The following is a 26,846-nucleotide window of genomic DNA, read 5'->3' as shown; positions in this document are numbered from 1 at the left end:
TACAACAAGTGCGGTGAAATTTCACCGCACTTGTTGTTTCTTAGCTTACCATTCGTAGCCTACGCCAACGGAGCTCACCACATCGCCTTGCGTATTTGTGCTTCCGCTTAAACGGAACAACACTTTACCGTTGTCACTTGAGCGACTATATCCCACGGCGATAGCATTTTGTCCTTTGAAGTTTCCTGCGCCCGCAGAAACCATCGATTTACCATTACCTCGCACTTGTGGTAACCCCGCTATTGCAGCTGAACCAGCAATCCCCGCTTTCAACATTTTATTATGTTGAGTAACTTTCTGATTAATTGCTTCGACAACAGAATAAAGTTGAGAGCCGTTAATCGCATCTGTTGATGTACTGGTAATACGACCTGCTGCAACGTGCGTAATTTGACGCTCTTTACCTTCGGCACCTACGCTGACAGTTGATGTTGGATTTGTACCTGCAAATTTATAAGTTGTGCCTTGAATAGTGATGCTTTCTACAGGCATTGGTTTACTTGGCGCAGACTCGTTACCTAATACTACAGCACCATCAAACCCAGCATCAACAGTGACATTATTGCCTAATACCATCACATTATGTGATGCAACTTTATTCCCTGCGCCAATCGCTACAGAATTATTACCAGTCACCTCGTTTTTGGTACCAATAGCAATTGAGTTTGCACCGCTCGCAAAGGATTCTTTCCCAGCGGCAATTGAGTTTTCACCAATGTTAGAAAAATGACGTGTTAGTTTTTCCTCTAACTCTTTTAATGCTTTTTCTTTTTTGGCTCGCTCTTTTTCAAGCCCTTCTTTTTCTGCTTGTTTCTCCGTAAGTTCTTCTTGTTTTCGTTTTAACTCATTTGAATTTTGAGAATCAGATGTTGATTCTAACTCTTTAATTTGAGATTTGAGATCATTAATTTCCCGTTCCTTATCCTTAAATTTTATTGTAGCTTCATTTAAGGCATTTTGGGCTTTTTCAGATTCCTCTGTTATTCCCTTCACAACTTCATTGTACGGGTCATAAAGTTTTAATTTTTTAGCCCAATCAGTTAATTCTGTTGCTGTCTTTTTAGCATATTCATTCCATAAATTTTTGGTTGATTCCTTAAATTTAAATTCAATATTTTCATAGTAATTTTTAGGATTGTCTTTGAGCTTAGAGATTTCTTCATAGAAACTATCTCGTTTCGCTCTATTTTCTGGGGTAGGAGATTTGTTCGCCTCGTCATAAACAGCTATATAGTCTGAAATTTTCTTAGCAAAGCTTTCCACATCCTCAAGTTGCTTAAGAAAGTCCTTTTTATCAAAAAGCCATTTTTCCTCAGGTGCTTCACGATCAATTAGATTATCAAAGTTATTATAAAATGTATTTACCCATTCTCTTAGACGATCCACATCCTGAGGGGTGTTAGTTTTGACTCCGTCAAAAAATTCATCAAAAAATCTTTTCGTTTGACCATAGTAAAGATAATACTCTGCTTTCTTTGCTTCGTCGTTAAATCGATGCTCGACTTTATGATTATCATCACCGTAGTTCATGTCATCAAAATCACTTGGATTATAATGGTGTCTAGTTAATAAAAAATTACTGTGATTTACTTGATCATCACTAGCTTTTATTGGTGGAAGATAAAATACAGTATTCGCTACGTAATTTGGTTTGTAATAATTATCATCATGTATTTTATTAAGCTTATAAGCTTTACTTAAATCACTTATGACATTATTTTCACTTATCATTTTCAGTAGGGTAGAAAATTGCACATAACGCTCTTGTTTTTGGGATGAAAAAAAGTCATCTGTAATTCGGCTTGGTATGTTATTGATGCTTGTAATTTCTACAGGATCTACAGAAGTTACATTTTTTAGTAAATCTGTAATGCCATCGTGATCAGAGGCGTATGAACTTAGATCTCTTCCAGCTCCGTGGTAAAATAAGTATTGTTCGTTTCTAGATCTAATCATATCTTCTATATTTTCTTTGTTATATTCAAATGATCCTCTAGCGTTATCATATCCATTAACTATAACTTCATATTTATCTATACCAAATTTTTTAATTTCAGAAACATTAGGGTAATCAGCCTCAACTCGCTCTTTTAGGTCTTTTGCTAGTTTTTGTACTCCAGTTGTTCCTGCAGAATTGTCCGAAAGTTTATTCCAATCAAGTTCTTTAAGTTGTTTCAGGAATTTTATCGAAACATTTTCATCCTCTGAATAGATTGAAGGATAATGACTAGCGTATTCTTTAGCCTCTTCCCGCTCTTTGTCTAATTTGGCTAATTCTTTTTGTTTATTGGCCAAATCATTATTCAGCGAAGTAACTTGATTTTTTTTATCGTTAGATTGTTTGATTAAATCTGTTATTTCATTAATTCTTTTGTTCAGATCTTCAGTAGTTTTATTGCTAGCTTCAATTTTTTTATTTATATCGGAAAGTTCATTTTCTGCTTTGTTTTTATCAGCAAACGTTTGCTTTTCTTTTTCAAGAATAGCCTTAAATTCTTCACGAGAAATGTTGCCACCTGTTGCAACTGAATTATTACCCTGTGCTAAACCATATTTAGCGGTTACAGCATTGTTATAACCAGTTGCAACGCCATGATCGCCTGAGACAGTATTCCCTTCACCCGTTGTGGACGGGGCTGAATAGGCAAGATTAGAAAATAAAGGCAATGTAAAGAGCAATAAGGCTACTGAGCTTTTTGCTGTAGTAAGAATTGTATGTTTTTTCAAAATATTCTCCTCAATCCTTGAACTATTTAAAATCAATAATCGATTCAAAATTATACATTTCTGGGGTTCTACATACTTATAAAAAGTATTCATTTTGTGATCTTGCTCATATTTTTTATTTTATTTTGAGTGAAATATAATCAATGAATCATCGATTTGACAGCACGTGGTATCCTTGATACACAACAGAGTAATCGAATTCATTTCTCTCTTAATAGCTAAAAGAGTCTAGAATTTATAAGATATTTGAATATTTAGTTAGGGCAAACAAAAGTGCGGTGAATTTTCACCGCGCTTTTAAGAGGTATATTTAGCAAGATACTACCAGCTATAATGATAATTCGCTTGAATTGCATAAGGTTTGTCGAAGTTTTTACCGTCAGCACGGCTTACTTCTAAACCAAAACGATGATTTGCAAATCCAGCATTTAAACCGACCGCACTTTCAAAACGTCCACGGCTGCTTGCAACATCAAGCGCACTGTTTGTGTAATGAATTTTGCTGCTACGGTTTTTGCTAGTAATCGCATTGACTTCTGCGTAAGGTTGTAAATTCCAAGCATTGCTTAATGCAAGGCCTTTGGCTACACGTAAACCAATTCGAGAATAAACAGAAGATAAGCTATCTTCATTCTCTTGTGATGAAATATGTGTCCACGCTAATTGTGCTTGCGGTGTGATTGTCCAATCGTTTGCAAGGCTAAAGCGTTTACCTAATTCACTCGAAATCGTATAAGAGTTGTAATGACGTTTTTCTGTGAGATCTGAGTTAGCATGTAAACGGCTGTATTTCATGATGTTATCTACATAAATACCGTTATCTGCAAGGTAAGCTGCATATAAGCCCACGCTGTTGCTTCTTACTTTGCCATCACCGTAATGACCATTGAAATCAACGTTAGCTTGGCTACGACCAACAAATCCACCAACGCGGAGATTATCTGTTACAGCAGCATCAGCGCCCACTTGTACGCTATGTACGTTTTGTTTAAAGCCAGAAGTTTCACTCTTACCAGTCGAAAGTGCGGCTAATTTTTGGCGAGAATTCACATTACGAACCCATACATTACCTTTTTCACCGTTTTTCACTTCACCTAGACGTTGATGAATGCCACTTAAATCATCTTCCACTAAAAGCAATTGTGCTTGGCGAAGAGAAACTTGTGCATTCGCTAAGTCTGAGAGTAATGTGTTATGCGGGAGTGATGAGAAATTAGTGGTTGCAGAATTACTTGTAGCAACAGAACGGCTTGGAACGGTTGAGTTACTAGATTCTGTATTAGTTGTTACATTAGAAGACTCTACAGAACTCGTTGAATCTAATACTTTTTGAGAATTCGCTAATACCCAATTATTTCCTTCTTTTGTTAGGAAGTATTGGTAAGCACCTAAATCTACACGATTATTCGGGTTCGTTAAGCTAAATGCAGCGTTACCGCCATTGGTTTCGACAAGTGTCACTTTTCCGTTAGCAACATTTGCCCCTTGGTTAGTTACACCAATTTTATGATTACCTTCAGCAGTGCCTTTAACAACGATTTTATCGCTTTTGTTTTCAGCGATATTCGTGTTTAGATTGAATGTGCCTGAGCCAGTGAGATTACCACGAACAATGATACCTTGGTAGTTATCATTGGCTAGATTTACTACGCCATTATTAAGAACCAAATTAGTTAAGCTTGTAGTTTGAACCATGCCATCTTCATTAGTGAAAGCTTTCGTTGTCCAATTGCTATTATTTAAGTTCAAATTGAGTACGCTATTGCTGTCGGTAGTAGTAACTCCAGAAACAGTAGAATTATTAAAGGTTAGTTGGATATTTTCTGTAATGCTTTCTGTATCATTAAATTTAACATTTTCACCACTAGCAAGCATACTTCCATTTATTGTTGAGTTATTAAAGGTTGCAGAAAAGTGGCTATTAATATTTTCTGTTAATCTAGATACTACACCTAGGATTGAGCCTTGAGGAATTGATACATTGGAATTATTAACGATTAACTCTGGTCGAGCTTGATTATCCGCTTCATATACAAAGATAGTATTATCATCGTTCGATGTTACATTTACATTGTTTAATGTTAATTTACTATTTTGATTAATGGTGAATGCTTCTAATATGGAGTCTTGGTTACTATCACTCATCAAGACTTTTGAGTTATGCATGGTTACCGTTGAATTATTTAACTCAAATAAATAACCATTAGCATCTGCCTTGTTAGGATTAGTAATACTATAGGTTCCACCATTGATTTCAGTTGTGGAATTAGTGATATTCATTACCGCAAAAGAATGATGTCTATTTGCTGGAATAGATAGTGAAGCATTAACATTATTTAATTGTCCGCTTGAATTTGTCATTGTTACTGCAGATAGGGATCCCCATTCAGGATCATTTGTTGGACTGGTTGGATTAATCGAACATTTATTCAACACAACCCCATTTTGCCCAGTAATTGTCACACCATCACCATTACAAGCTACATCAGCTGCTAGCGCTGAATTTACCAATCCAAGAGCTACAGCGACTAAACTCACTTTAAAAGTGCGGTCAAAAATTTTATTGTTTTTCATATTAATTCCTTTGGATTATAAAAAAAGCCAACTTATTGAATAAGTTGGCTTAAATTTTACTGGTTTAATAATTAACCCGCAACTGCGATACGTTTCATATCTGTCATATAACCACGTAATTCTTGACCGATTAATTCAACAGGATGGTTACGAATTGCATCGTTTACATCGCGTAAGGTGATGTTATCAATTTCCACTGCTGGAGTTGGCTCGCCCAAGTCACCTTTTTGAAGGTTAGGGATAATTTCTTTTGCAAGAATTGGGGTCGCTACGTTAGAGAATAAGTAGTTACCATATTCTGCAGTATCTGAAATTACCACGTTCATTTCGTATAAGCGTTTACGTGCGATGGTGTTCGCAATTAATGGTAATTCGTGAAGTGATTCGTAGTAAGCTGATTCTTCATAAATACCGCTAGCAACCATTGCTTCAAAAGCTAATTCTACGCCGGCTTTCACCATTGCGATCATTAATACGCCGTTATCAAAGTATTCTTGTTCGCTAATTTTGCCATCATATTTTGGCGCATTTTCAAAGGCTGTTTTGCCTGTTGCTTCACGCCATGCGAATAAGTCTTTGTCGCCATTTGCCCAGTCAGCCATCATTGTTGCAGAGAAGTGACCGCTAATGATGTCATCCATGTGTTTGTAGTATAAGAAACCAAGGCTTTCTTTGATTTGCTCAGCAAGTTCAAATGCACGTAATTTTGCGCTGTTTGATAGGCGATCCATCATTAATGTAATACCGCCTTGTTTTAACGCTTCGGTAATGGTTTCCCAACCGTATTGGATTAATTTACCTGCGTATGCTGGATCTTTACCGTCTGCCACTAATTTGTCATAACATACGATAGAACCTGCTTGTAACATACCGCAAAGGATAGTTTGCTCACCCATTAAGTCAGATTTTACTTCTGCAACGAATGAAGATTCTAAAACACCCGCTTTGTGACCGCCTGTTGCAGCAGCCCATGCTTTTGCGATTGCCATACCTTCGCCTTTCGGGTCATTTTCAGGGTGAACTGCGATTAATGTTGGCACACCGAAACCACGTTTGTATTCTTCACGTACTTCAGTACCCGGGCATTTTGGTGCAACCATCACAACCGTAATGTCTTTACGGATTTCTTCGCCAACTTCAACAATGTTGAAACCGTGTGAATAACCAAATGCAGAGTCTTTTTTCATTAAAGGCATCACATCAGCTACTACTTTAGAGTGTTGTTTGTCTGGTGTTAAGTTCACGACTAAATCTGCAGTTGGAATTAATTCTTCATAAGTACCAACTTTAAAACCATTTTCAGTTGCGCGTTGGAATGATGCACGTTTTTCTGCAATCGCTTCAGGGCGTAAGGCATAGCTAATATCTAAGCCAGAATCACGCATATTCAAACCTTGGTTTAAACCTTGTGCACCACAGCCTACGATAACGATTTTTTTGCCTTTTAAGAAGTTTGCTTCATCTGCAAATTCTTCGCGATCCATAAAACGACAACGACCTAATTGGTCTAATTTTTGACGTAAATTTAAAGTGTTGAAATAGTTAGCCATTTTTTGTCCTTAATTGTGTAAGGTGAATAATTGTATGATGTTGTGTTTGCATATTTTTTTGTTGTGGGTGGGATTATAAAGTTTTTTGTGGTTGCGTAAAGTGATATTATTGGAATTTAGTGTTGCAACTTTAGCAATAATTGGAGTTAAAAATAGGGATTGGGATTTTATTAATGAGTTTATTCGTTTTTTATACTGCCAAATCTCCCCTACCCCTCTTTGCTAAAGAGGGGGGAGTTCTTTGCAAAACACAAAGATAGACGTTTTATCTTTACAGTAATTAACATCAAATATGCTAATGACTGTGATGAATAATCTAACTGAATCAGTTATAACTCATTAACTAAAGTTTCTTTTATGTTGAAGAAACATTTTGATTCTTTGTTTGATTTTTACGGTAATCCAAATGAAATATGCAAATAAGTAATTATGATATAAAAATATAAATGAGCCTGTTTCTAGTAATTAACTAAAGAATACCCCTCTTTAGCAAAGAGGGGTAGGGGAGATTTGGCACTACAAAAAAACGAAGAAATTAATTTTTACTATAGATAAAAAAGTTATGGAATTTAACGACCTACAAATATTCATTCACCTTAGTGACACAAAAAACTTCGCCAAAACTGCCACCCAAAACCATATGTCTCCCTCTACGTTATCCCGTCAAATTCAACGGTTGGAAGATGAGTTAGGGAAAATACTTTTTATCCGTGATAATCGGCAAGTTAAACTCACTGAATATGGCGAGAAATTTTTGCAATTTGCTAAAACAGAATGGCAAAACTGGCAACAATTTAAACAACAGCTCAAGGATGAATCCGATGAACTTTGCGGTGAAATTAAACTTTTTTGTTCTGTAACCGCATCTTATAGCCATCTTCCGCACGTACTTAAAGAATTTCGCCAGCGTTATCCTAAAGTGGAAATTCAGCTGACTACGGGTGATCCGGCGCTTGCATTAGAGTTGATTCAAACACAACAAGTTGACCTCGCTATTGCGGGTAAGCCGAATAATCTGCCATCCAGTGTGGTATTTCATAAAATTGATGATATTAGCTTATCTTTAATTGCACCGCGAGTGGCTTGTTTGGCGACACAATTACTGCAAGAAAAACCCATTAATTGGCAGCAAATGCCTTTTATTTTCCCTGTTGAAGGGCATGCTCGGCAACGGATTGAACAATGGCTACGGGAGAAACATATTAAACATCCAAAAATTTATGCTACCGTTGCAGGGCATGAAGGGATTGTTCCAATGGTTGGATTGGGATTCGGATTAGCGATGTTGCCTGATGTGGTCATTGACAATAGTCCAATGAATAATCAAATTTCCAGACTTAATCTTGATAAGCCTGTTGAGCCTTTTGAATTGGTTATTTGTACCCAAAAAAGGAATCTCGAACAGCCCTTAATCCGTGCATTTTGGGCGATGTTAGAATAGAATGATTGGCTGTTTAGAATAAGGATTTCTTATGTTTAAAGGTGTTCTCGTTTCATTACTTGCCTCATTTCTATTTGGCTATATGTATTATTTTTCTACGCTGCTGAAACCTTTGAGTGGCACGGATATTTTCGGTTATCGGATGATTTTTACGTTTCCCTTTGTTGTTCTTTCCGTGTTTATGTTTAAGCAGAAAAATGCATTGATTCATCGCTTAAAACTCATCAAAAAACAACCGCACTTGGCATTGCCCTATCTTTTTTGCGGCTTATTGATGGGGTTTCAGATGTGGCTTTTTCTTTGGGCACCGAATAATGGCAGTTCGTTGAGTGTGTCTTTTGGTTATTTACTTTTGCCAATTGTGATGGTGACAGCTGGTCGGTTAATTTTTAAAGAACGAATTTCAACGTTCAAATTTATTGCAGTCGTAATTGCCGCATTGGGTGTGATTTCTAATATCGTGCTAAAAGGTGGGCTTTCTTGGGAAGCTATTGCGATTTGTGTTGGCTATACCACCTATTTTTCCGTTCGAAAAGCATTAAAAAATAGTGATCTAGCTTCTTTTTGTTTAGAGATGTTAATCCTAATCCCGATTAGCATTTATTTTGCCTTGCAAACAGATTTCGCTGTGGTTGAACAAAGTAATCCTAATATTTTGGGGCTGCTGGTGTTGCTTGGATTAATTAGTGGCACCGCATTGATAGCTTATGTCATTGCCAGCAACATGCTACCGATGAATTTGCTTGGCTTACTTGGTTATGTGGAAACCATTATGATGATTTTCGTATCGTTTTTTATCGGTGAACAAATTGACGCCGAAAGTTACCCACTTTTTATTTGTTTAGTACTCGCTATGATTCTTATTATGATTGATGGTGTGTACAAACAGCACACAAAAGGAAGTTTATAAATGTCATTTAAAGAAATTACACCACAACAAGCTTGGGAAATGGTTCAACAAGGGGCGGTGTTAACCGATATTCGTGATGATGCCCGCTTTACCCACTCGCATCCTAAAGGTGCTTTTCATTTAACGAACCAAAGTTTTTTGCAATTTGAAGAGTTAGTCGATTTTGACTCCCCTATCATTGTGAGTTGTTATCATGGAGTAAGTAGTAAAAGTGTAGCGACCTTTCTAGTGGAACAAGGCTATGAAAATGTGTTTAGTATTATTGGTGGATTTGATGGCTGGTGTAGAGCAGAATTACCTATTGAAACCGCTTATTAATGTTTACCCACATTCAAGTATAAAAATTATGACAAGAAATGATAAATAGCATTGATCATCTTTTACATATCCGTAGACTATAGCCACTAATGTGCAACGATAATACCTAGTAGCATTTAAGCATGAATAAAAAACCTCTAAAACTCACCGCACTTTTTCTTTTTTTTCCTAGCCTAGCTGCTTTAGCTGAACAAACGGTGGATATTGAAATTCAAGGTATCCGTGGATTTCGTGCTATTCGTAATACCGATCTTAATGTTCAACTCATCAATAAAGAAGAAATGGATGGCTCAGAACGTTATCAACACCTAGTAAGTAAAGCCGTAGATCGCGGCTTGCGGGTATTCGGCTATTATGAATCTTCCGTGCGTTTTGAACGAAAACAGCGTCAAGGCAAACGTGATTTATTGATTGCTCATGTTACACCTGGCGAGCCAACAAAAATTGCGGGCACTGATGTGCAAATTGAAGGGGAAGCCGCACAAGATGAAAATTTTGATGCGTTACGTAAAAAATTACCTAAAGAAGGGGTGTTAGTTGAACACCAAACTTACGATGATTACAAAACAGCGATCTCACGTTTAGCATTAAATCGTGGATATTTTGATGGGGAATTTAAGATTTCACGTTTAGAAATCAGCCCTGAAACCCATCAAGCATGGTGGCGAATGTTATTTGATAGCGGCGTTCGTTATCATTATGGCAATATTACTTTTAGTCATTCACAAATTCGGGATGATTACTTAAATAATATTCTTAATATTAAATCTGGTGATCCGTATTTAATGAATAACTTATCGGATTTAACTAGCGATTTTTCATCTTCAAATTGGTTTAGCTCAGTATTAGTTCAACCTAATGTTAATCATAAAAGCAAAACTGTGGATGTGGAGATTATTCTTTATCCACGTAAAAAAAATGCGATGGAACTAGGGGTGGGCTTTGCAACTGATGGTGGCGTGCACACTCAAATTGGTTGGACAAAACCGTGGATTAATAGCCGTGGACATAGTTTCCGCACGAATCTTTATCTCTCAGCACCAAAACAAACTTTCGAGGCAACTTATCGACAGCCTTTACTTAAAAATCCATTAAATTATTACTATGATTACTCTGTCGGTTGGGAAGGTGAAAAAGAGAATGATACCAATACGAGAGCGCTTACGTTGTCCGCGTTACGTTATTGGAACAACGCGCATGGCTGGCAATATTTTGGCGGACTTCGTGCGCGATACGACAGTTTTACACAAGCCGATATAACCGATAAAACTTTCCTCCTTTATCCAACGGTCGGATTTACTCGCACCCGATTACGTGGCGGTTCTTTTGCAACTTGGGGCGATGTACAAAAAATTACTTTTGATGTGGGTAACAAAGTTTGGTTATCGGAAGCGTCTTTCGTAAAAGTGCAAGCCTCTAGTGCATGGATTCGTACTTATGCGGAAAATCACCGTATCGTTGCTCGTGCAGAAGTTGGGTATTTACATACAAAGGATATTGAAAAAATTCCACCCGCACTTCGTTTCTTTGCTGGTGGCGATCGCAGTGTACGTGGTTACGGCTATAAAAAAATTGCGCCTAAAAATAAAAACGGAAAATTGGTTGGTGGCTCGCGATTACTTGCGGGTTCTTTAGAATATCAATATCAAGTTTATCCGAATTGGTGGGCGGCGACCTTCGCAGATAGCGGATTAGCAGCTAATGATTACACGACTAAAGAATTGCGTTATGGCGCAGGCGTTGGTGTCCGTTGGGCATCACCAGTGGGCGCAATTAAATTTGATATTGCCACCCCGATTCGTGATAAAGATAACAGCAAAAATATTCAATTTTACATCGGACTTGGTACAGAAATTTAAGGTGAATTTATGACAGAACAAATACAACCATCAGAAACTTCACCAAAATCACCTGAGCAACCTAATAAAAAACACTGGGTGCGCAAGGCTGTTTGTATCGGAAGTGCGGTCATTTTGGTGCCTGTTTTAGGTGTTGCTGGGGCACTTTCTTTCGATGCGGGGCAAAGAGGTTTAATTCAACTTGCCGATAAAATGCTTGATAGTTTTTCCGTTGAGCAAATTGAAGGCGGACTACAAAATGGCTTGGTGCTAAATAATGTTCGTTATCAAACCGCTGGGATTGATACTCATATTGCACAAGCACGTTTACAGCTTGATTTCGGTTGTTTGCTTTCACGTGAGGTTTGTTTACGTGATTTCACTTTAAATAAACCGACGATTGCGATTAATACAGCATTACTGCCTCCATCTACGCCTGATGATTCAAAGTCTGGCACGATGAAACGCATTTCCTTGCCAATTGGTATCAATGCAGAAAATTTGGTGGTGCAAGATTTATCTGTAAATGTTGATCAGACTAATCTCACTCTCAGTCATTTTAAAAGTGCGGTAAGTTTAAATAATGAAAAAGGCTTAACTATTGCGCCGACTGAAATTAACGATATTTCAGTTATTTCAAAAAAATTGTCTGAAGTTAAATCAGAGCCGAAAGCCGAACAGACGAATAAACCTGTAGATTGGGATGCGATTGAGCAATCTTTAACGCCTGCTTTTTTAGGCAATGTATCAGAAATAATTCTTCCTTTTGATTTACACATCCCCGCGATTAAAGGCAAAAACTGGCATTATCAAGCGATGAATGAAAAAGGTGAAACACTTCAATCTATTGAAATCCCAAGCCTGATTGCACAGGCGGATACCGTCGATAACCAACTGCAATTACAAAAATTAGCGGTAGAAAGTTCGTTGGGTAATCTTTATTCGCAAGGTAAATTACAACTTGATGGCGATATGCCACTAGATTTAACTTTAAAATCCCATTTAGAGCCGTTGAAATCCGATGGAAAAGAAATTCTGCCAGCGAGTGATGTCGATCTTACGCTTTCGGGATCATTGAAAAAATCCATCGCACTTTCTTTAAAAACAAAAGGCGTATTAGATGCTGAACTAAATGGCGAAGTGCAATTAGCACAAGACAAAATGCCCTTAAACCTCGCATTAAATGTGGCAAAAGGACAATACGCTTTTGTAAACACAATGGCGCCACTCAAAATTAATGATGTAACACTTAAGCTCACAGGGGATTTACTGAATTATCATGCTGAACTTAAGGGTGGCGTAGATGGAATGGATTATATTCCTGCGTCTCAAGTGGACCTTAATGCTGACGGCAAACTTTATGAAGTAACCGTCAATAAATTGGGGATAGCTTCGTTAGATGGTAAAAGTGAATTTGTTGGGGCTGCAAACTGGAAAGAGGGAGCAAACTGGGATGTACAAGCCGATTTAGAAAAAATGAATATCGGTTTTTATGTACCTGTCATGCCTGCAACACTATCTGGCAAATTGCATTCGCGTGGCTTTGCAGGCTCTCAAGGCTGGCAAGTGGAACTGCCAGTAGCTGATTTAAATGGAACACTGTCTTCAAAACCCATTAGTTTAAAAGGCTCTGCAACACTTAATCAAAATGTACTTCTAACAGTACCTGATTTGCAGATTAGATATGGTGAAAATCATCTTAACGCAAGCGGTGTATTAGATGACCATTCTGATTTTGTATTAGATGTCGATGCACCGAATTTACGTGGTTTATGGTCAGATTTAAGTGGTAATGTGAAAGGGCATGCGGCTATTTCTGGTCAGTTCACCAGCCCAAATCTTGATCTTGACTTAACCTCGTCTAATTTACACTTGCAAGGTTTCCAGTTATCTAAAGCGAGCGCGAAAGGGAATATCAAAAGCGATCCTTTAGCTAAAGGACAATTCAATATTAAGGCTGAGCAACTTCATTATGGTGAAAGTGTTAAACTCCGTTTACTTGATCTCGCCTTATCTGGCGATGAACAAAATCATTTGTTAACGCTTAAATCCCAAGGTGAGCCTGTTGCTGCAAATTTACAAATTAACGGTCATTTTGACCGCACTTTGGAGCAGTGGAAAGGCACACTTTCCCAAGCAAAATTCGATACACCTATTGGCGATGTAAAATCTAACCAAGCTATTGCGGTATCTTACGATCACAAACAAACACAAGCCAATATTGCTTCACATTGCTGGAAAAACACAGATGTAGAGTTATGTTTTCCACAATCTTTCAATGTGGGCAAGCAAGGGAATATTCCTTTCCAATTTAAACGTGTTAATTTGGATTTAGTTAATAAACTTATCGAACAAGATAGCCTCAAAGGCAACTTACAAGCCCAAGGTAATGTTGCTTGGTTTACGGATAAACCATTCCAATTTACCGCCAAAGTAGATGGCAATCACTTAACTTTCTCTCAAAAATTGGATTACCGTACGTTTAAATTGGATATTCCAAAATTAACACTTAACGCCGACATTCAAAATAACAATTTGGTTTTAAAAACAGACATCAATGTGCATAACCAAGGCAGGATTGTAGGCGATATTCATTTAAATGACCTGGCTAAAAATCGTCAACTTGGCGGAACCCTTGCGATAGAACGACTAAACTTGTCTATCGCAAATCAGCTACTTACTAGTGGTGAATCAGTGAATGGTGAGGTAGTTTCGAAGTTGAGTTTCGGTGGGAATTTAGAGAAACCATTATTAAATGGCGACTTCAATATTCGCAATATTCGTACCAAATTAAAATCTATGCCAGTCAATATTACAGATGGCGATATTGCCGTACATTTCCACGGTAATAATTCCACTTTACAGGGCAAAATTGAAACTAGCGATAGTCGTTTAAATTTAACTGGCCGAGCAAACTGGGCGAATATCGAACATTGGACAACAGAATTAAATGCTCAGGCAAATAATTTCAACGTGGATATTCCTTCTATGGCGAAACTACGTTTCAGTCCAAATATCACGGTAAAAGCGAATCCGAAAGAATTGAATTTAAGCGGGACAGTGGATATTCCTTGGGCGCGAATTAGAATTGATAGCTTACCAGACACTGCTGAGCCAGTGAGCGAAGATGAAGTTATTTTAAATGGCCCTCATAAGAGCAAAGAAGAACTGATTAAACGTGAATTTGCGGCAAAAACAAAATCAGGCATGGATATTCGTTCTGATTTACGCATCAATATTGGTAAAGATGTCAGCCTTGATGCCTATGGCTTAAAAACCAATCTTGATGGTTTACTTTCTGTGAAACAAGACAGGGGCAATTTAGGTTTATTCGGGCAAATTAATTTAACCAAAGGACGCTATGCATCTTTTGGACAAGATTTATTAATTCGAAAAGGACAAATTAACTTTTCAGGCCAACCGTCACAACCGATGTTAAACATTGAAGCAATTCGTAATCCAGAAGCAATGGAAGACAGTAAAATTACTGCTGGTGTTAGAGTAATAGGTACGGCTGATAGACCTGATGTCACCATCTTTAGCGAACCAAGCAAACCACAAGATCAAGCACTTTCTTATTTATTAACTGGTCGCTCATTAGAAAATAGTGGTGAGGCAGGTTCTAGTGGCTCCGTGGGGGCGGCGTTACTTGGTCTAGGGCTTTCAAAGAGCGGTAAATTAGTGGGAAGTATTGGTGAGGCTTTTGGTATCCAAGATTTAAACCTTGGCACATCGGGTGTGGGTGATAAATCCAAAGTGACCGTCAGCGGAAACCTCACTAACCGCTTACAAATAAAATATGGTGTAGGCTTATTTGATGGCTTGGCAGAAGTAACCTTACGTTACCGCTTAATGCCACAACTTTATTTTCAATCCGTTTCTAGTACAAACCAAGTGTTTGATTTACTTTATCAATTTGAATTTTAGGAATTTTATGAATAACGCAATATTACCCTCACAACATCGTGGTAATGTCCGTGAAATTGCAGCAATTGATCTTGGCTCAAACAGCTTTCATATGATTATTGCACGTATCGTGAATGGTTCTATTCAAGTCCTTTCTCGCTTAAAACAAAAAGTGAGACTAGCAGAAGGATTAGATGAAAATGCCGTACTCAATCAAGAAGCAATTACTCGAGGAATAAACTGTTTGGCATTATTTGCAGAACGTTTACAAGGTTTTCCGATGGAAAATGTTAACGTCGTCGGTACCTATACATTAAGACGCGCGGTCAATAATGATGAATTCTTACGTCAGGCGGCCCGCGTTTTCCCATATCCAATAAATATTATCAGTGGGCAAACAGAAGCCAAAACAATCTATGCTGGCGTATGTCATACCCAGCCAGAAAAAGGCCGTAAACTGGTAATTGATATCGGTGGTGGCTCAACAGAAATGATCATAGGGGATGACTTTACCCCGCTTATTGCAGAAAGTCGCCATATGGGTTGTGTCAGCTTTGCCACTCAATTTTTCAAAGATGGAATTATTTCAGTAGAAAATTTCCAACGAGCCCGTCAAAGTGCGGTAAATAAAATCGAAGATTTAGGTTTTGAATATCGTAAACTTGGCTGGCAATCTGTACTGGGCTCCTCCGGAACCATCAAAACTGTTTCTCAGGTTATTTCCTCAACTATCGATCCTAATGGTATTATCACCACAGAGCGATTAAATACCCTTATCGCTCAAACGCTACGAGCTAATCATTTCACTTCACTGAATATCAATGGCTTAAATTCTGATCGCGTAGATGTGTTTGTACCCGGACTGGCTATTTTAAGTGCTGTATTTGAGGTATTAAATATTCAACAGATGCGTTATTCTGATGGAGCACTACGTGAAGGTGTTATCTATAGCTTAGAAAAAAACTTTCAAGTTGCTGACATTCGTGCACGCACAGCTTGGGGATTAAGTGAACAATTTAATATAGATCAAGCACAGGCTCACCGTGTTGCTGACAGTGCAAACTTATTAAGTGCTCAATATCAACATTGGCAATCTCAAGCATATATTGAAGAAATGCGAGAAATCCTGCTTTGGGCTGCTCGCCTGCATGAAGTAGGTATTGTCATCAATCACAAAAGTTTGCAAAAACATTCTGCTTATATTTTACAAAATATCGCACTACCTGGTTTTGACCGTGAACAGCAACGTTTACTCACCACCCTCGTTAACTGGCATATTGGTCACCTCAAGCCAAACGAATTTCTTCGATCTTCTCGTTATCATGAACAAGATATCATCACGCTTATACGCATTCTCCGTCTTGCGGTAATTTTCAATAAATCACGTCAAGCCACGGAAAATCTAAAAACGTTCACCTTTCAAACTCAACGATCTGACAATAATTGGCTCTTAACGCTTGAAGAAGGTTACTTAGAACGAAACCCATTAATATGGAATGAATTAAGAATTGAAAGCAATCTTCTAAAAGATTTAGAAATGGGACTAATCTTTAATTAATCCTGTCTTACTAACTATATAAAATAAGCTTTTGAGATAAAATCACAAAAGCTTATTTTTTATCCTCACTATTCCCAGTGGCTCGATATAAATGCAAAAAAGTGCGATGAAAACTCACCGCACTTTTCTCTTACTTGTCTCTTAGACTATTTCGCTACATCTATTATTTGATGATTTTCGCTACAACGCCCGCACCAACTGTACGACCACCTTCACGGATTGCGAAACGTAAACCTTGGTCCATCGCGATTGGGTGGATTAAGCTTACTGTCATTTTGATGTTATCACCAGGCATTACCATTTCCACGCCTTCTGGTAATTCAATAGTACCAGTTACGTCAGTTGTACGGAAATAGAATTGTGGACGGTAACCTTTGAAGAATGGAGTATGACGACCACCTTCTTCTTTTGATAATACGTACACTTCTGATTCGAAGTCAGTGTGTGGTGTGATTGAACCTGGTTTTGCTAATACTTGACCACGTTCGATTTCTTCACGTTTAGTACCACGTAATAATGCACCGATATTTTCACCTGCACGACCTTCGTCAAGTAATTTACGGAACATTTCAACACCCGTTACTGTAGTTTTCGCTGTATCTTTGATACCGACGATTTCTACTTCATCACCAGTACGGATGATACCACGTTCTACACGACCTGTTACTACAGTACCACGACCTGAGATTGAGAACACGTCTTCGATTGGAAGAAGGAACGGTTGGTCAATCGCACGCTCTGGCTCTGGGATGTAAGTATCTAAGTGGTTTGCTAATTCAAGGATTTTTTCTTCCCATTCTGCTACGCCGTTTAATGCTTGTAATGCAGAACCACGTACGATTGGAGTATCGTCACCTGGGAAGTCATATTGAGAAAGAAGTTCACGAACTTCCATTTCTACTAATTCTAATAACTCTTCATCATCTACCATGTCGCATTTGTTTAAGAATACGATGATGTAAGGTACACCTACTTGGCGACCTAATAAGATGTGCTCACGAGTTTGTGGCATTGGACCATCAGTTGCTGCTACTACTAAGATAGCACCATCCATTTGTGCCGCACCAGTAATCATGTTTTTAACATAGTCGGCGTGTCCCGGACAGTCAACGTGTGCGTAGTGACGAGTTGCTGTATCGTATTCAACGTGTGAAGTGTTGATGGTGATACCACGCGCTTTTTCTTCTGGCGCGTTATCGATTTGGTCAAATGCGCGAGCTGCACCACCGTAGTGTTTAGATAATACGGTTGTGATTGCTGCTGTTAAAGTTGTTTTACCGTGGTCAACGTGGCCGATTGTACCCACGTTTACGTGCGGTTTTGTACGTTCAAATTTTTCTTTAGACATTTAAAGAGTCCCTCTAAATAGACACGGTTATCGATGGGTAAATTAAACCACATTAACCAATAAAATTGTTTGCTATAATTGAAGGAAGAGAGAAATGAAGGATGGTGCTGATAGGCGGATTTGAACCGCCGACCTCACCCTTACCAAGGGTGCGCTCTACCAACTGAGCTATATCAGCGTTTGGAGCGGGCAGCGGGAATCGAACCCGCATCATTAGCTTGGAAGGCTAAGGTAATAGCCATTATACGATGCCCGCAAGTCCTAAATTCGTCTGTCCCATCAGGATTCATCTAAAAGATGGTGGAGGGAGAAGGATTCGAACCTTCGAAGGCTGAGCCAACAGATTTACAGTCTGCCCCCTTTGGCCGCTCGGGAACCCCTCCACGCTAAATGAATACTTGATACGAAGGAATGGTGCCGACTATCGGAATCGAACTGATGACCTACTGATTACAAGTCAGTTGCTCTACCTACTGAGCTAAGTCGGCGTGTCGTAAGCAAGTGAGGCGTATTATATGGAAAAAACTTTTCCTGACAAGTGTTTTTTCTAAAAAATTTATTTTTTTTGTCTATTCGTTTAAATCACAATCAAAAATGTGATTTTTTAATCAGAAATCATGAAGTATGCTGAAAAATCAATGCGAAATTTCATCTTATAGAGTATATTTTCTCGCATTTATTTCACGATAAAATCACTACATCATGGAATTTTCAAATCAATTAACCCCGTTTTTAAGCTTCAATCGCGCACAATGGGCTGAATTACGTAAATCCGTTCCGTTAAAACTCACAGAACAAGATCTTAAGCCTCTCCTAGGTTTTAACGAAGAACTTTCACTGGATGAAGTCAGCACAATTTATTTACCCCTGACACGCTTAATTAATTATTACATCGATGAAAATTTACGTCGCCAAACGGTATTACATCGATTTCTCGGCAGAAACAATACCAAAATTCCCTATGTTATCAGTATTGCTGGCAGTGTGGCTGTCGGGAAAAGCACATCTGCACGGATATTACAGTCACTTCTTTCCCATTGGCCAAAAGAGCGAAAAGTTGAACTCATCACCACTGATGGCTTTCTCTATCCACTTGAGAAACTCAAACAAAATAATCTGTTGCAAAAGAAAGGTTTTCCCATTTCCTATGACACGCCCAAACTCATTCGCTTTCTTGCTGATGTAAAATCGGGTAAAAGAAACGTTCATGCACCAATTTATTCTCACCTGACATACGACATTATTCCCAATAAATTTGATGTTGTCGATCAACCGGATATTCTCATTTTAGAAGGATTAAATGTGCTACAAACAGGCAACAATAAAGCAAATCAAACCTTCGTGTCTGACTTTGTTGATTTCTCCATCTATGTTGATGCAGAAGAACATTTATTAAAAGAATGGTATATCAAACGATTTTTAAAATTCCGTGAAAGTGCCTTTACTGATCCTAATTCTTATTTCAAGCACTATGCAAAGTTATCAAAAGAAGAAGCCATTGCCACAGCAAGCAAAATTTGGGATGAAATTAATGGATTAAATCTTAATCAGAACATATTGCCAACACGAGAACGTGCCAATTTAATTCTAAAAAAAGGGGAAAATCACGAAGTAGAATTGGTGAAGCTAAGAAAATAAAAAAGTGCGGTGAATTTTCACCGCACTTTTAGGATTTATTCATGATGGGAAAATCCCATCATAAATGATTACGCTATTACCATTGGTAACCTACACCAACTCCGGCACCCACATCACCACTGGTGTTTGCGTTACCTTGAAGTTTTAAGATTACTTTACCATTATCACTAATACGAGAGTAACCTACAGCTAAAGCATTTTGACCTTTGAAGGTACCCGCTGCTGCAGCCACCATTGCTTTACCTTGAGTATAAGCTTGTGGTAATGCCGCCGCTGCATTCGCACCTGCAATACCTGCACGCGCTTGTTTGCTGTGTTTGTTTACTTTTCTGTCTAGGCTATCAATAGCACCAGCGTGATGATTAATAACCTTACTTAAGTTATTAACAGTCGTGCCTAAATTCGCTACTTTTTCGTTTGTAGCATATAACTGGCTACCATTCACAGCTTGTTTAGATGTTGAATTAAGATCCGCATCTTTCACATTATTGATATTGGTTGCTGCACCATCCTTACCTGCAAGGTTTAAACCTTTATCATCAGAGGTAATTTTAGTTGCATTATCGCCACTACCGATAGTAACGCTATTCACATCAATATCTTGTGCTAATGCATAAGTTATAGATTTTCCATCACGTTTTACTTTCAAGTTTTTACCAGCAGTGTGAGTAACTGTATCGCCAGATTTAACTGCAACTCCGTTATCATCATCAGTTGACTTTTTGATAACCTCTTGCGAGTCAGCTACTTTCACGAAAGTTGCTGCGCTGTTAATTGCCTCGGCAACTGTATCAACTGTCGCCAACTTACCTTTATCAGCATCAGAAACTGTCACTTTACCAGCTTGATCGCCATCAACCTTAGCTGCTGTTACGTTACCCTTAACACCATTAATCGCGTTTGTAGCATTTACAGAGAAGTTAACTTTTGCATTACCATCTTTATCCACAGTTGGGGTAATAGTTACTGAATTATCATCACTCGCAAAATCAAGACCTTTACCATTAGTTATAGCTGCGGTCTGATTGCCATTAGTTTTTAAATTCCAACCTGCATTTAACACATCATTAACTGTAGCAGCTTCTTTTTTCTGCGCATCTTTTAATGTTGGCGTTTTAACTTCAGTTGCATTAACTACATTACCACCAGTCACTTTATCTGGTGCAGTTAAATGATCATCTAAGTTAGTTACTTTACCATTTTCAAATGTAGTCGTAGCTTCACCTGGAGTTTTAGATTTCACAGTAATCTTATCAACTTCAATTGTTGATGCTAAACCGTAAGTAACATCTTTACCCTCACGTTTTACCGCTAAGTTTTTGTCAGCTTTCAACGTTAGAATATCACCTGCTCCCATGGCTTGAGCATCAGCATCCTTATCATTTTGTGTTCGCACATTCATTGAGTCAGATAAATTTTCAACTTTTGCAAACCATTTTGCGCCATTGATCGCATCAGCAACATTTTTAACTGTAGCAAGTTTAGTAGCATCATTATCATTTACGGCAGCCTTGCCCGCACCGTCTTCTCCAGCTTTTTTATCCTTATCTACAGTAATGTCACCAGTTTTACCTTCTAAGAGTTTTGATGAATCAATGCTGAAAGTAAAGTTAGAACCATCTTGCTCTACATTTACGCCATTTCCGCCTTTTAACGTCAATTTTTTACCTGCATTGATCAATTCACTTTTATTAGACTCACCATTTGACACAACGAAACCAGCATTATTAATAGCATCAACAACATTCTTAACTGTAGCAAGTTTCTTACCTTCGCGAGCATCTGCGTTTGCTTGAGTTTCCGTTGATGTTGGATTACTATCCACGGCAACTTTACCAAGATTAGTTTCATCAACTTTAATTGAGCCTTTATCAACATCAACAGAAACTGTTGTTGTATCTACGCCCTTGTCATCACGTACAGTTTTAACTTTAACTATAGTGCCATCACCATCTGCAAAGTTAACTACATCGTTTGGCGTTACTTTTTCGGTGTCTGATACCTTATCAGAGCCAGTTTTACCATCTAAAGTAGACTTACCATTTTGCTGAACATAGAAACCTGATTTATTCACAGTTTGATCTAACTGATCTTTATTTACTGCTTGATCTGGTTGTGTAGCCCAGCCCACATTATTTAACTGAACACCATTTTTCCCTGCGGTAATATTATCCTTAGATTCTGGTTTAGTTTTATCATAACCAGTTTCAGTAATATTGCCTTTGTCATCATAGGTATAGGAATTACCTTTCTCATACGGATTATTCTCTGTATCAGAGTCAGTTAATTTAGCGCCTTTTTTATCAATTTTAGATGCGTCAATTGGATCCCCTTTAATGTCGCCATTTTCATCCACTTGATACCATTTACCATCACTCGCTTTAGTTACTGGTTTACCATCAAATGTTGTGCTTGCGTAGTCAATAGGTGAGTCAGTCGAAATGTTTATAGTGCGTACGCCATTTTCTTCATCAACACCATCTACATCTACATTACCTAAACCAACAAAGTTAACAGTATGTCCAATTGATACATTATTTTTATAGCCATTACCAGATGCAGTAACGTTCCAACCAGCATTAACATAATTATTTAAATTAGTAAGTGCAGTAGTTACATTTGGCGCTGTTATATCTGGTTTCTTTTGACCATTTTCATCTTTATTATAATCACTACCTTCAGCAATAGTTAATGGTTGTGAGAATCCACTTAACGTACCATTTGCATTTAAAGTAACACCCAAAGCATTAGCTGTTTGGTTTGCTGCCGTACCTAAAGTTTTAGCTACTTGGTAAAGTTGTGAACCATTGATTGCATCAGTTGATGATGCTGTAATTTGACCTGCTGCAACATGTTTAATTTGACGTTCATTACCTTCAGATCCAACAGATACAACATTACCTTGCTTACCTGTAGCTTCTTCATTTGTACCATTAGTATCAGTTCCACCTAACTTACCCGAAAAACCAGAATAAACTAATGGAGAGCCTTCAGCTGTAGTTGAGTTTACAGCAATAACTTTAGTTGTATCTGCTCCAGCATCACTACCATGACCCAGTACAACAGCGCCATCACGACCTGCGGCTACAGTTATATTTGAACCTAATGTTGATACATTCGCACTTGATACACTTGAATCATTACCCACTACAGCAGAGCCACTGCCAATTACCTTTGTTCTAGAGCCAATACCAACTGCTGCCTGACCACTTACATTTGTTTCGCGACCAATAGCAATAGATGAATTTGATTGTGCATGGGACAACGACCCAAGAGCAGTTGCTTTAGATGCTTCAGCTTTTGATGCATTACCAACAGCTGTAGCCTGCCAGTCAGCTTTAGTCTCACTACCTAAAGCTGTTGAGCCATCATTAGTCGCATTTGCTAATCGGCCTACAGCTACGGCATTAATTCCTCTTGAATAAGCATTACCACCTAAAGCGGTATTACCTTGACCTTCAGCTACAGCATAAGCACCCAATGCGACCGATGGGCTGCTACTACCAGCGCCTAATGCTCTAGACATTAAACCAATTGCAACATGGCCATTACCACCATTAGCATCTTCTATTTTACCATCTTTCAAAAACTTATTCGCACCAGAAATAGCACCATTACCAATTGCTATACCATCATAGGAATAAACTACAGGATCTTTTTTATTACCTTGAATTTCTTCTCCTGTAGCAGCTTTTACTCCTTTTACATATTGGTCGCTACCTTTAAACTGATTAGTAACGTGCTTTGTTGAAATAAGTAAACCACCGTTAGACGTTGTATCTAATATCACATCGCCACTTGCGGCTAGCACACTACCAGTAAAAGCCAAAAGTGCGGTAGAAATTGCGGCTAATTTTACAGATTTTGATTTACCTTTTGCGGACGCTAATTCACCCACAGCAGTCCAAGTTTGGGTGGCATGATTCCAAATTACTTTGAAAATGTTGTTCATTCAGGTTTTCTCCTAGTATTAAAATAGATAACAGCGGCTATTCGCTGTCGAGCATAACGAATAGATAAACAGCCTTGTTTATCAGATTAACGTCTTTTATAACAAATCTGTCTATAAAATACGCTATTTAAATTTCGCGCGAATTCTACAAGCAATTAAAATAAATGAAAAGTATCTTTACCAAAATTTACAATCTTTACATTGTAAATTATTGACTTTACATTCAATCTCTGTGAATAACTGATAACTTTATAATATAAGTGCGGTAAAATCTGCTCCGACCACACTTTTATAACACGAGAGAAAAATATGCTATCAAAAGAACGTTTATCCCAACTTGCCGAAATGGAAAGTATTTTAGATGAAGCGAATAGTTTTCTTGCCGAGGCAGAACAGTTTTTGGAAAAATGGCAGGCGTTTTTGCCCAAAATGAAACGCTTAGAACATTATTACTTCGAAGGCGATTGGCGAGAAGATTTCGAGGCTTACGAAAATGGCGAAGTACCAAAAGATCAACCTTGCGGTGTACTTTCCGAAGATTTAGTTTTTAACGCCAGTGTTGCGCAACAGGGCTTGGCGGTTGAGTATTTGAAAATAGTGACAAAAATTCTCGATCAAACGAATGGGCAGTAATTGGCGATGCAGTGAATTCATAAAAAAAGTGCGGTGAAAATTCACCGCACTTTTTTTGTTATTCTAATTAACTAAAAATTAATTTTTCGCTGCTGCCGCTGCTTTTACTATTACTGCAAATGCTGGGGCTTTTAATGATGCGCCACCTACTAATGCACCGTCGATGTCTGGCTGAGTAAATAATTCAGCTGCATTTGCATCATTTACAGAACCACCGTATTGGATAATCACTTGGTCTGCCACGGCTTGAGATTTGGCAGCGATGTGACTGCGGATAAATGCATGAACAGCTTGTGCTTGTGCTGGAGTCGCTGATTTGCCAGTGCCGATTGCCCAAATTGGTTCGTAAGCAATCACTGCCCCATTAAATGCTTCTACACCTAATGCGTTGATGACTGCATCAATTTGACGAGCACATACTTCTTCAGTTTTGCCTGCTTCGTTTTCAGCTTCAGTTTCACCGATACATAATACTGGTACTAAACCAGCTTCTTTTAATGCACCAAATTTTTTCGCTACGAATTCGTCGCTTTCTTTGTGGTAAGTACGACGCTCAGAGTGGCCAATAATGATATATTTTGCACCAAAATCTTTTAACATTTCGCTAGAAATATCACCAGTAAATGCACCTTTCACATTGATATCTACGTTTTGTGCACCTAATTGAATTATACTTTTACCGCCACAGCTGCAACCACAACCAGAAAGTGCTGCTTCAGCCGTACCTAAATACATAACGGGGGGAGCAATTGCTACATCACAACCTGTTACATCATGTAATTCTGCTTTTAATCCCTCGATTAATTCTTTGGTGAACGCTTTGCTACCGTTTAATTTCCAGTTACCCATAACTAAAGGACGACGTGCCATTTTTGTTTCTCCATAGTTGATAAAATTAACTCGCTTACTATACCAAAATTTCGCCACGATTCTTTGCATAAGATCATAAAATTAAAAAAATTCTCATAGAAAGATGATTATCTTGTGCTAAAAAGCTACAATTACCTGTATGGAACCAATAAAAAATAACCAATTATGAAACTCTTCAAAGCTGAACAATGGAATATTGACGTGCTTCTTCCTCTTTTTGAAGCCTATCGCCAAGCCTATGGACAAGCAGAGAATCCAGAACGCACCTTGGCTTTTTTAACTAATCGCATGCGTTTTAATGAAAGCCTGTTTTTTATTGCGGTGGACGAAAATGAAAAGGCTATCGGCTTTGTACAGCTTTTCCCTCGCCTTTCTTCTTTACAATTACAACGCTATTGGCAAATCACCGATATTTTTGTGTTGGAACATGCTCAACAAACAGAAATTTATGCGGCGCTGATTTCTAAAGCAAAAGACTTTGTGCATTTCACGCAATCTAATCGTTTAGTCGCGGAATTAGCGCAAAATCAATATTCAATGTTGGAATCGGAAGGGTTTAAATTAAACCCGAAAGAACGTTTATTTGAATTGAGTTTGTAATGCTAACCGCGTTAAATCGTTATTGGGATTATTTGCGGATTGAACGCCAAATGAGCCCTCACACGCTCACCAATTATCAACATCAACTTGATGCCATCATCAAAATATTAGCGCAACAAGATATTCATGCTTGGGCACAAGTGACACCCAGCGTGGTACGCTTTATTTTGGCGGAAAGTAAAAAACAAGGCTTAAAAGAAAAAAGCTTGGCTTTGCGTTTATCCGCATTGCGTCGTTTTCTTAGTTTTTTGGTGCAACAAGGCGAATTGAAAGTAAATCCCGCCACCGGCATTTCCGCACCGAAACAAGGCAAGCATTTACCGAAAAATATGGATGGCGAGCAAGTTCAACAGTTGCTTGCGAACGATAGCAAAGAGCCGATTGATATTCGTGATCGCGCGATTTTGGAATTAATGTATAGTTCAGGTTTACGTTTATCTGAATTACAAGGCTTAGATTTAAACAGCATTAATACCCGTGTGCGGGAAGTGCGTGTTATCGGGAAAGGTAACAAAGAGCGTGTAGTGCCGTTTGGGCGTTACGCATCACATGCTATTCAAGAATGGTTAAAAGTGCGGCCGTTATTTAACCCAAAAGATGAGGCATTATTTGTTAGCCAGCTTGGAAATCGTATTTCTCATCGAGCCATTCAAAAACGCTTGGAAACTTGGGGCATTCGTCAAGGCTTAAATAGCCATCTTAATCCGCACAAATTGCGCCATTCTTTTGCAACGCATATGTTAGAAGCCAGTTCTGATTTACGTGCCGTGCAAGAATTGCTTGGGCATAGCAACCTTTCGACTACACAAATTTATACTCACTTAAATTTTCAACATCTGTCTGAAGTGTACGATCAGGCTCATCCAAGAGCGAAACGTAAAAAATAAACGCTCGATAAACTGTTTATAATAAAAATAGGTAAGCCATGATTCTGTCTAGAAGGGCACGAAGAACAAATAAAAAAATTTTACCTGCTTAATACA

General features: G+C 38.2%; 16 protein-coding genes and 4 tRNA genes. 10 read left to right on the top strand and 10 right to left on the bottom strand.

Annotation, left to right across the window (positions count from 1 at the left end):
• Positions 1–45: 45 nt before the first annotated feature.
• From KP712_RS07745 to ilvC, 3 genes are all read right to left on the bottom strand, one after another.
• Positions 46–2,727 carry a YadA-like family protein gene (locus tag KP712_RS07745; RefSeq protein WP_111407807.1) on the bottom strand — a complete coding sequence of 894 codons (2,682 nt, stop codon included), beginning with the start codon at positions 2,725–2,727 and terminating at the stop codon, positions 46–48.
• Positions 2,728–3,048: 321 nt separating this feature from the next.
• A complete protein-coding gene (locus KP712_RS09140) occupies positions 3,049–5,301 on the bottom strand; it encodes an autotransporter outer membrane beta-barrel domain-containing protein (protein ID WP_243583128.1) in 2,253 nt (750 codons plus the stop codon).
• A 71-nt stretch (positions 5,302–5,372) separates the two neighbouring features.
• A complete protein-coding gene (gene ilvC, locus KP712_RS07735) occupies positions 5,373–6,851 on the bottom strand; it encodes a ketol-acid reductoisomerase (RefSeq protein WP_049364180.1) in 1,479 nt (492 codons plus the stop codon).
• Positions 6,852–7,413: 562 nt separating this feature from the next.
• Here ilvC and ilvY point away from each other — a divergent pair.
• The 6 genes from ilvY (at position 7,414) to ppx (ending at position 16,822) form a co-directional block, all read left to right on the top strand.
• A complete protein-coding gene (gene ilvY, locus KP712_RS07730; RefSeq protein WP_111407808.1) occupies positions 7,414–8,292 on the top strand; it encodes an HTH-type transcriptional activator IlvY in 879 nt (292 codons plus the stop codon).
• A 31-nt stretch (positions 8,293–8,323) separates the two neighbouring features.
• The gene (gene rarD / locus KP712_RS07725) at positions 8,324–9,202 is read left to right on the top strand and encodes an EamA family transporter RarD (RefSeq protein ID WP_111407809.1); all 879 of its coding nucleotides are present in this window, start codon (positions 8,324–8,326) and stop codon (positions 9,200–9,202) included.
• Complete coding sequence (glpE, locus tag KP712_RS07720) at positions 9,203–9,520, top strand: thiosulfate sulfurtransferase GlpE (protein WP_111407810.1); 318 nt, start codon at positions 9,203–9,205, stop codon at positions 9,518–9,520.
• 122 nt (positions 9,521–9,642) lie between these two features.
• Positions 9,643–11,379: an autotransporter assembly complex family protein gene (locus tag KP712_RS07715; protein WP_111407811.1), complete on the top strand. Its 1,737-nt coding sequence runs from the start codon at positions 9,643–9,645 to the stop codon at positions 11,377–11,379.
• A gap of 9 nt (positions 11,380–11,388) precedes the next feature.
• Positions 11,389–15,285, top strand: a complete 3,897-nt coding sequence (locus KP712_RS07710; protein ID WP_111407812.1) for a translocation/assembly module TamB domain-containing protein — start codon at positions 11,389–11,391, stop codon at positions 15,283–15,285.
• 7 nt (positions 15,286–15,292) lie between these two features.
• Complete coding sequence (gene ppx / locus KP712_RS07705; protein WP_048953329.1) at positions 15,293–16,822, top strand: exopolyphosphatase; 1,530 nt, start codon at positions 15,293–15,295, stop codon at positions 16,820–16,822.
• A 163-nt stretch (positions 16,823–16,985) separates the two neighbouring features.
• Here ppx and tuf read toward each other — a convergent pair whose 3' ends face one another.
• From tuf to KP712_RS07680, 5 genes are all read right to left on the bottom strand, one after another.
• The gene (gene tuf, locus KP712_RS07700) at positions 16,986–18,170 is read right to left on the bottom strand and encodes an elongation factor Tu (RefSeq protein WP_005646706.1); all 1,185 of its coding nucleotides are present in this window, start codon (positions 18,168–18,170) and stop codon (positions 16,986–16,988) included.
• Positions 18,171–18,272: 102 nt separating this feature from the next.
• Positions 18,273–18,348: transfer RNA gene (locus tag KP712_RS07695), tRNA-Thr, on the bottom strand.
• A gap of 3 nt (positions 18,349–18,351) precedes the next feature.
• Positions 18,352–18,426 (bottom strand) — tRNA-Gly (locus tag KP712_RS07690).
• Positions 18,427–18,468: 42 nt separating this feature from the next.
• Positions 18,469–18,553: transfer RNA gene (locus tag KP712_RS07685), tRNA-Tyr, on the bottom strand.
• A gap of 29 nt (positions 18,554–18,582) precedes the next feature.
• Positions 18,583–18,658, bottom strand: a tRNA-Thr gene (locus tag KP712_RS07680).
• 214 nt (positions 18,659–18,872) lie between these two features.
• On the opposite strand from KP712_RS07680, the gene coaA reads away from it, so the two are divergent.
• The gene (gene coaA, locus KP712_RS07675; RefSeq protein WP_048953349.1) at positions 18,873–19,808 is read left to right on the top strand and encodes a type I pantothenate kinase; all 936 of its coding nucleotides are present in this window, start codon (positions 18,873–18,875) and stop codon (positions 19,806–19,808) included.
• Positions 19,809–19,884: 76 nt separating this feature from the next.
• Here coaA and KP712_RS07670 read toward each other — a convergent pair whose 3' ends face one another.
• Complete coding sequence (locus KP712_RS07670) at positions 19,885–23,760, bottom strand: YadA-like family protein (protein ID WP_215770801.1); 3,876 nt, start codon at positions 23,758–23,760, stop codon at positions 19,885–19,887.
• Positions 23,761–24,069: 309 nt separating this feature from the next.
• Between KP712_RS07670 and KP712_RS07665 the strand changes: the two genes are divergently transcribed.
• Positions 24,070–24,393, top strand: coding sequence for a DUF4298 domain-containing protein (locus tag KP712_RS07665; protein WP_140537963.1), 324 nt, complete (start codon positions 24,070–24,072; stop codon positions 24,391–24,393).
• Between the two features lie 78 nt (positions 24,394–24,471).
• Here KP712_RS07665 and tpiA read toward each other — a convergent pair whose 3' ends face one another.
• A complete protein-coding gene (tpiA, locus tag KP712_RS07660) occupies positions 24,472–25,263 on the bottom strand; it encodes a triose-phosphate isomerase (protein WP_215770800.1) in 792 nt (263 codons plus the stop codon).
• 165 nt (positions 25,264–25,428) lie between these two features.
• Between tpiA and KP712_RS07655 the strand changes: the two genes are divergently transcribed.
• Together KP712_RS07655 and xerC are read left to right on the top strand one after the other, a co-directional pair.
• A complete protein-coding gene (locus KP712_RS07655) occupies positions 25,429–25,863 on the top strand; it encodes a GNAT family N-acetyltransferase (protein WP_005629228.1) in 435 nt (144 codons plus the stop codon).
• On the top strand, positions 25,863–26,750 hold the full coding sequence (xerC, locus tag KP712_RS07650; RefSeq protein WP_215770799.1) for a tyrosine recombinase XerC: 888 nt from the start codon (positions 25,863–25,865) through the stop codon (positions 26,748–26,750). Before KP712_RS07655 ends, xerC begins: the two co-directional genes overlap by 1 nt.
• The last annotated feature ends 96 nt before the right edge of the window (positions 26,751–26,846 follow it).

Origin of the sequence: Haemophilus sp. SZY H68, assembly GCF_018829685.1 — a bacterium.
Taxonomy (GTDB): domain Bacteria; phylum Pseudomonadota; class Gammaproteobacteria; order Enterobacterales; family Pasteurellaceae; genus Haemophilus; species Haemophilus haemolyticus_K.
Note: the sequence above shows the minus strand (reverse complement) of the source record. Positions and strands in the feature narration are given on the sequence as shown.

Coding starts and splice junctions, on each gene's coding strand:
- KP712_RS09140 (WP_243583128.1), bottom strand. CDS start 5,301: ATGAAAAACAATAAAATTTTTGACCGCACTTTTAAAGTGAGTTTAGTC.
- ilvC (WP_049364180.1), bottom strand. CDS start 6,851: ATGGCTAACTATTTCAACACTTTAAATTTACGTCAAAAATTAGACCAA.
- ilvY (WP_111407808.1), top strand. CDS start 7,414: ATGGAATTTAACGACCTACAAATATTCATTCACCTTAGTGACACAAAA.
- rarD (WP_111407809.1), top strand. CDS start 8,324: ATGTTTAAAGGTGTTCTCGTTTCATTACTTGCCTCATTTCTATTTGGC.
- glpE (WP_111407810.1), top strand. CDS start 9,203: ATGTCATTTAAAGAAATTACACCACAACAAGCTTGGGAAATGGTTCAA.
- KP712_RS07715 (WP_111407811.1), top strand. CDS start 9,643: ATGAATAAAAAACCTCTAAAACTCACCGCACTTTTTCTTTTTTTTCCT.
- KP712_RS07710 (WP_111407812.1), top strand. CDS start 11,389: ATGACAGAACAAATACAACCATCAGAAACTTCACCAAAATCACCTGAG.
- ppx (WP_048953329.1), top strand. CDS start 15,293: ATGAATAACGCAATATTACCCTCACAACATCGTGGTAATGTCCGTGAA.
- tuf (WP_005646706.1), bottom strand. CDS start 18,170: ATGTCTAAAGAAAAATTTGAACGTACAAAACCGCACGTAAACGTGGGT.
- coaA (WP_048953349.1), top strand. CDS start 18,873: ATGGAATTTTCAAATCAATTAACCCCGTTTTTAAGCTTCAATCGCGCA.
- KP712_RS07670 (WP_215770801.1), bottom strand. CDS start 23,760: ATGAACAACATTTTCAAAGTAATTTGGAATCATGCCACCCAAACTTGG.
- KP712_RS07665 (WP_140537963.1), top strand. CDS start 24,070: ATGCTATCAAAAGAACGTTTATCCCAACTTGCCGAAATGGAAAGTATT.
- tpiA (WP_215770800.1), bottom strand. CDS start 25,263: ATGGCACGTCGTCCTTTAGTTATGGGTAACTGGAAATTAAACGGTAGC.
- KP712_RS07655 (WP_005629228.1), top strand. CDS start 25,429: ATGAAACTCTTCAAAGCTGAACAATGGAATATTGACGTGCTTCTTCCT.
- xerC (WP_215770799.1), top strand. CDS start 25,863: ATGCTAACCGCGTTAAATCGTTATTGGGATTATTTGCGGATTGAACGC.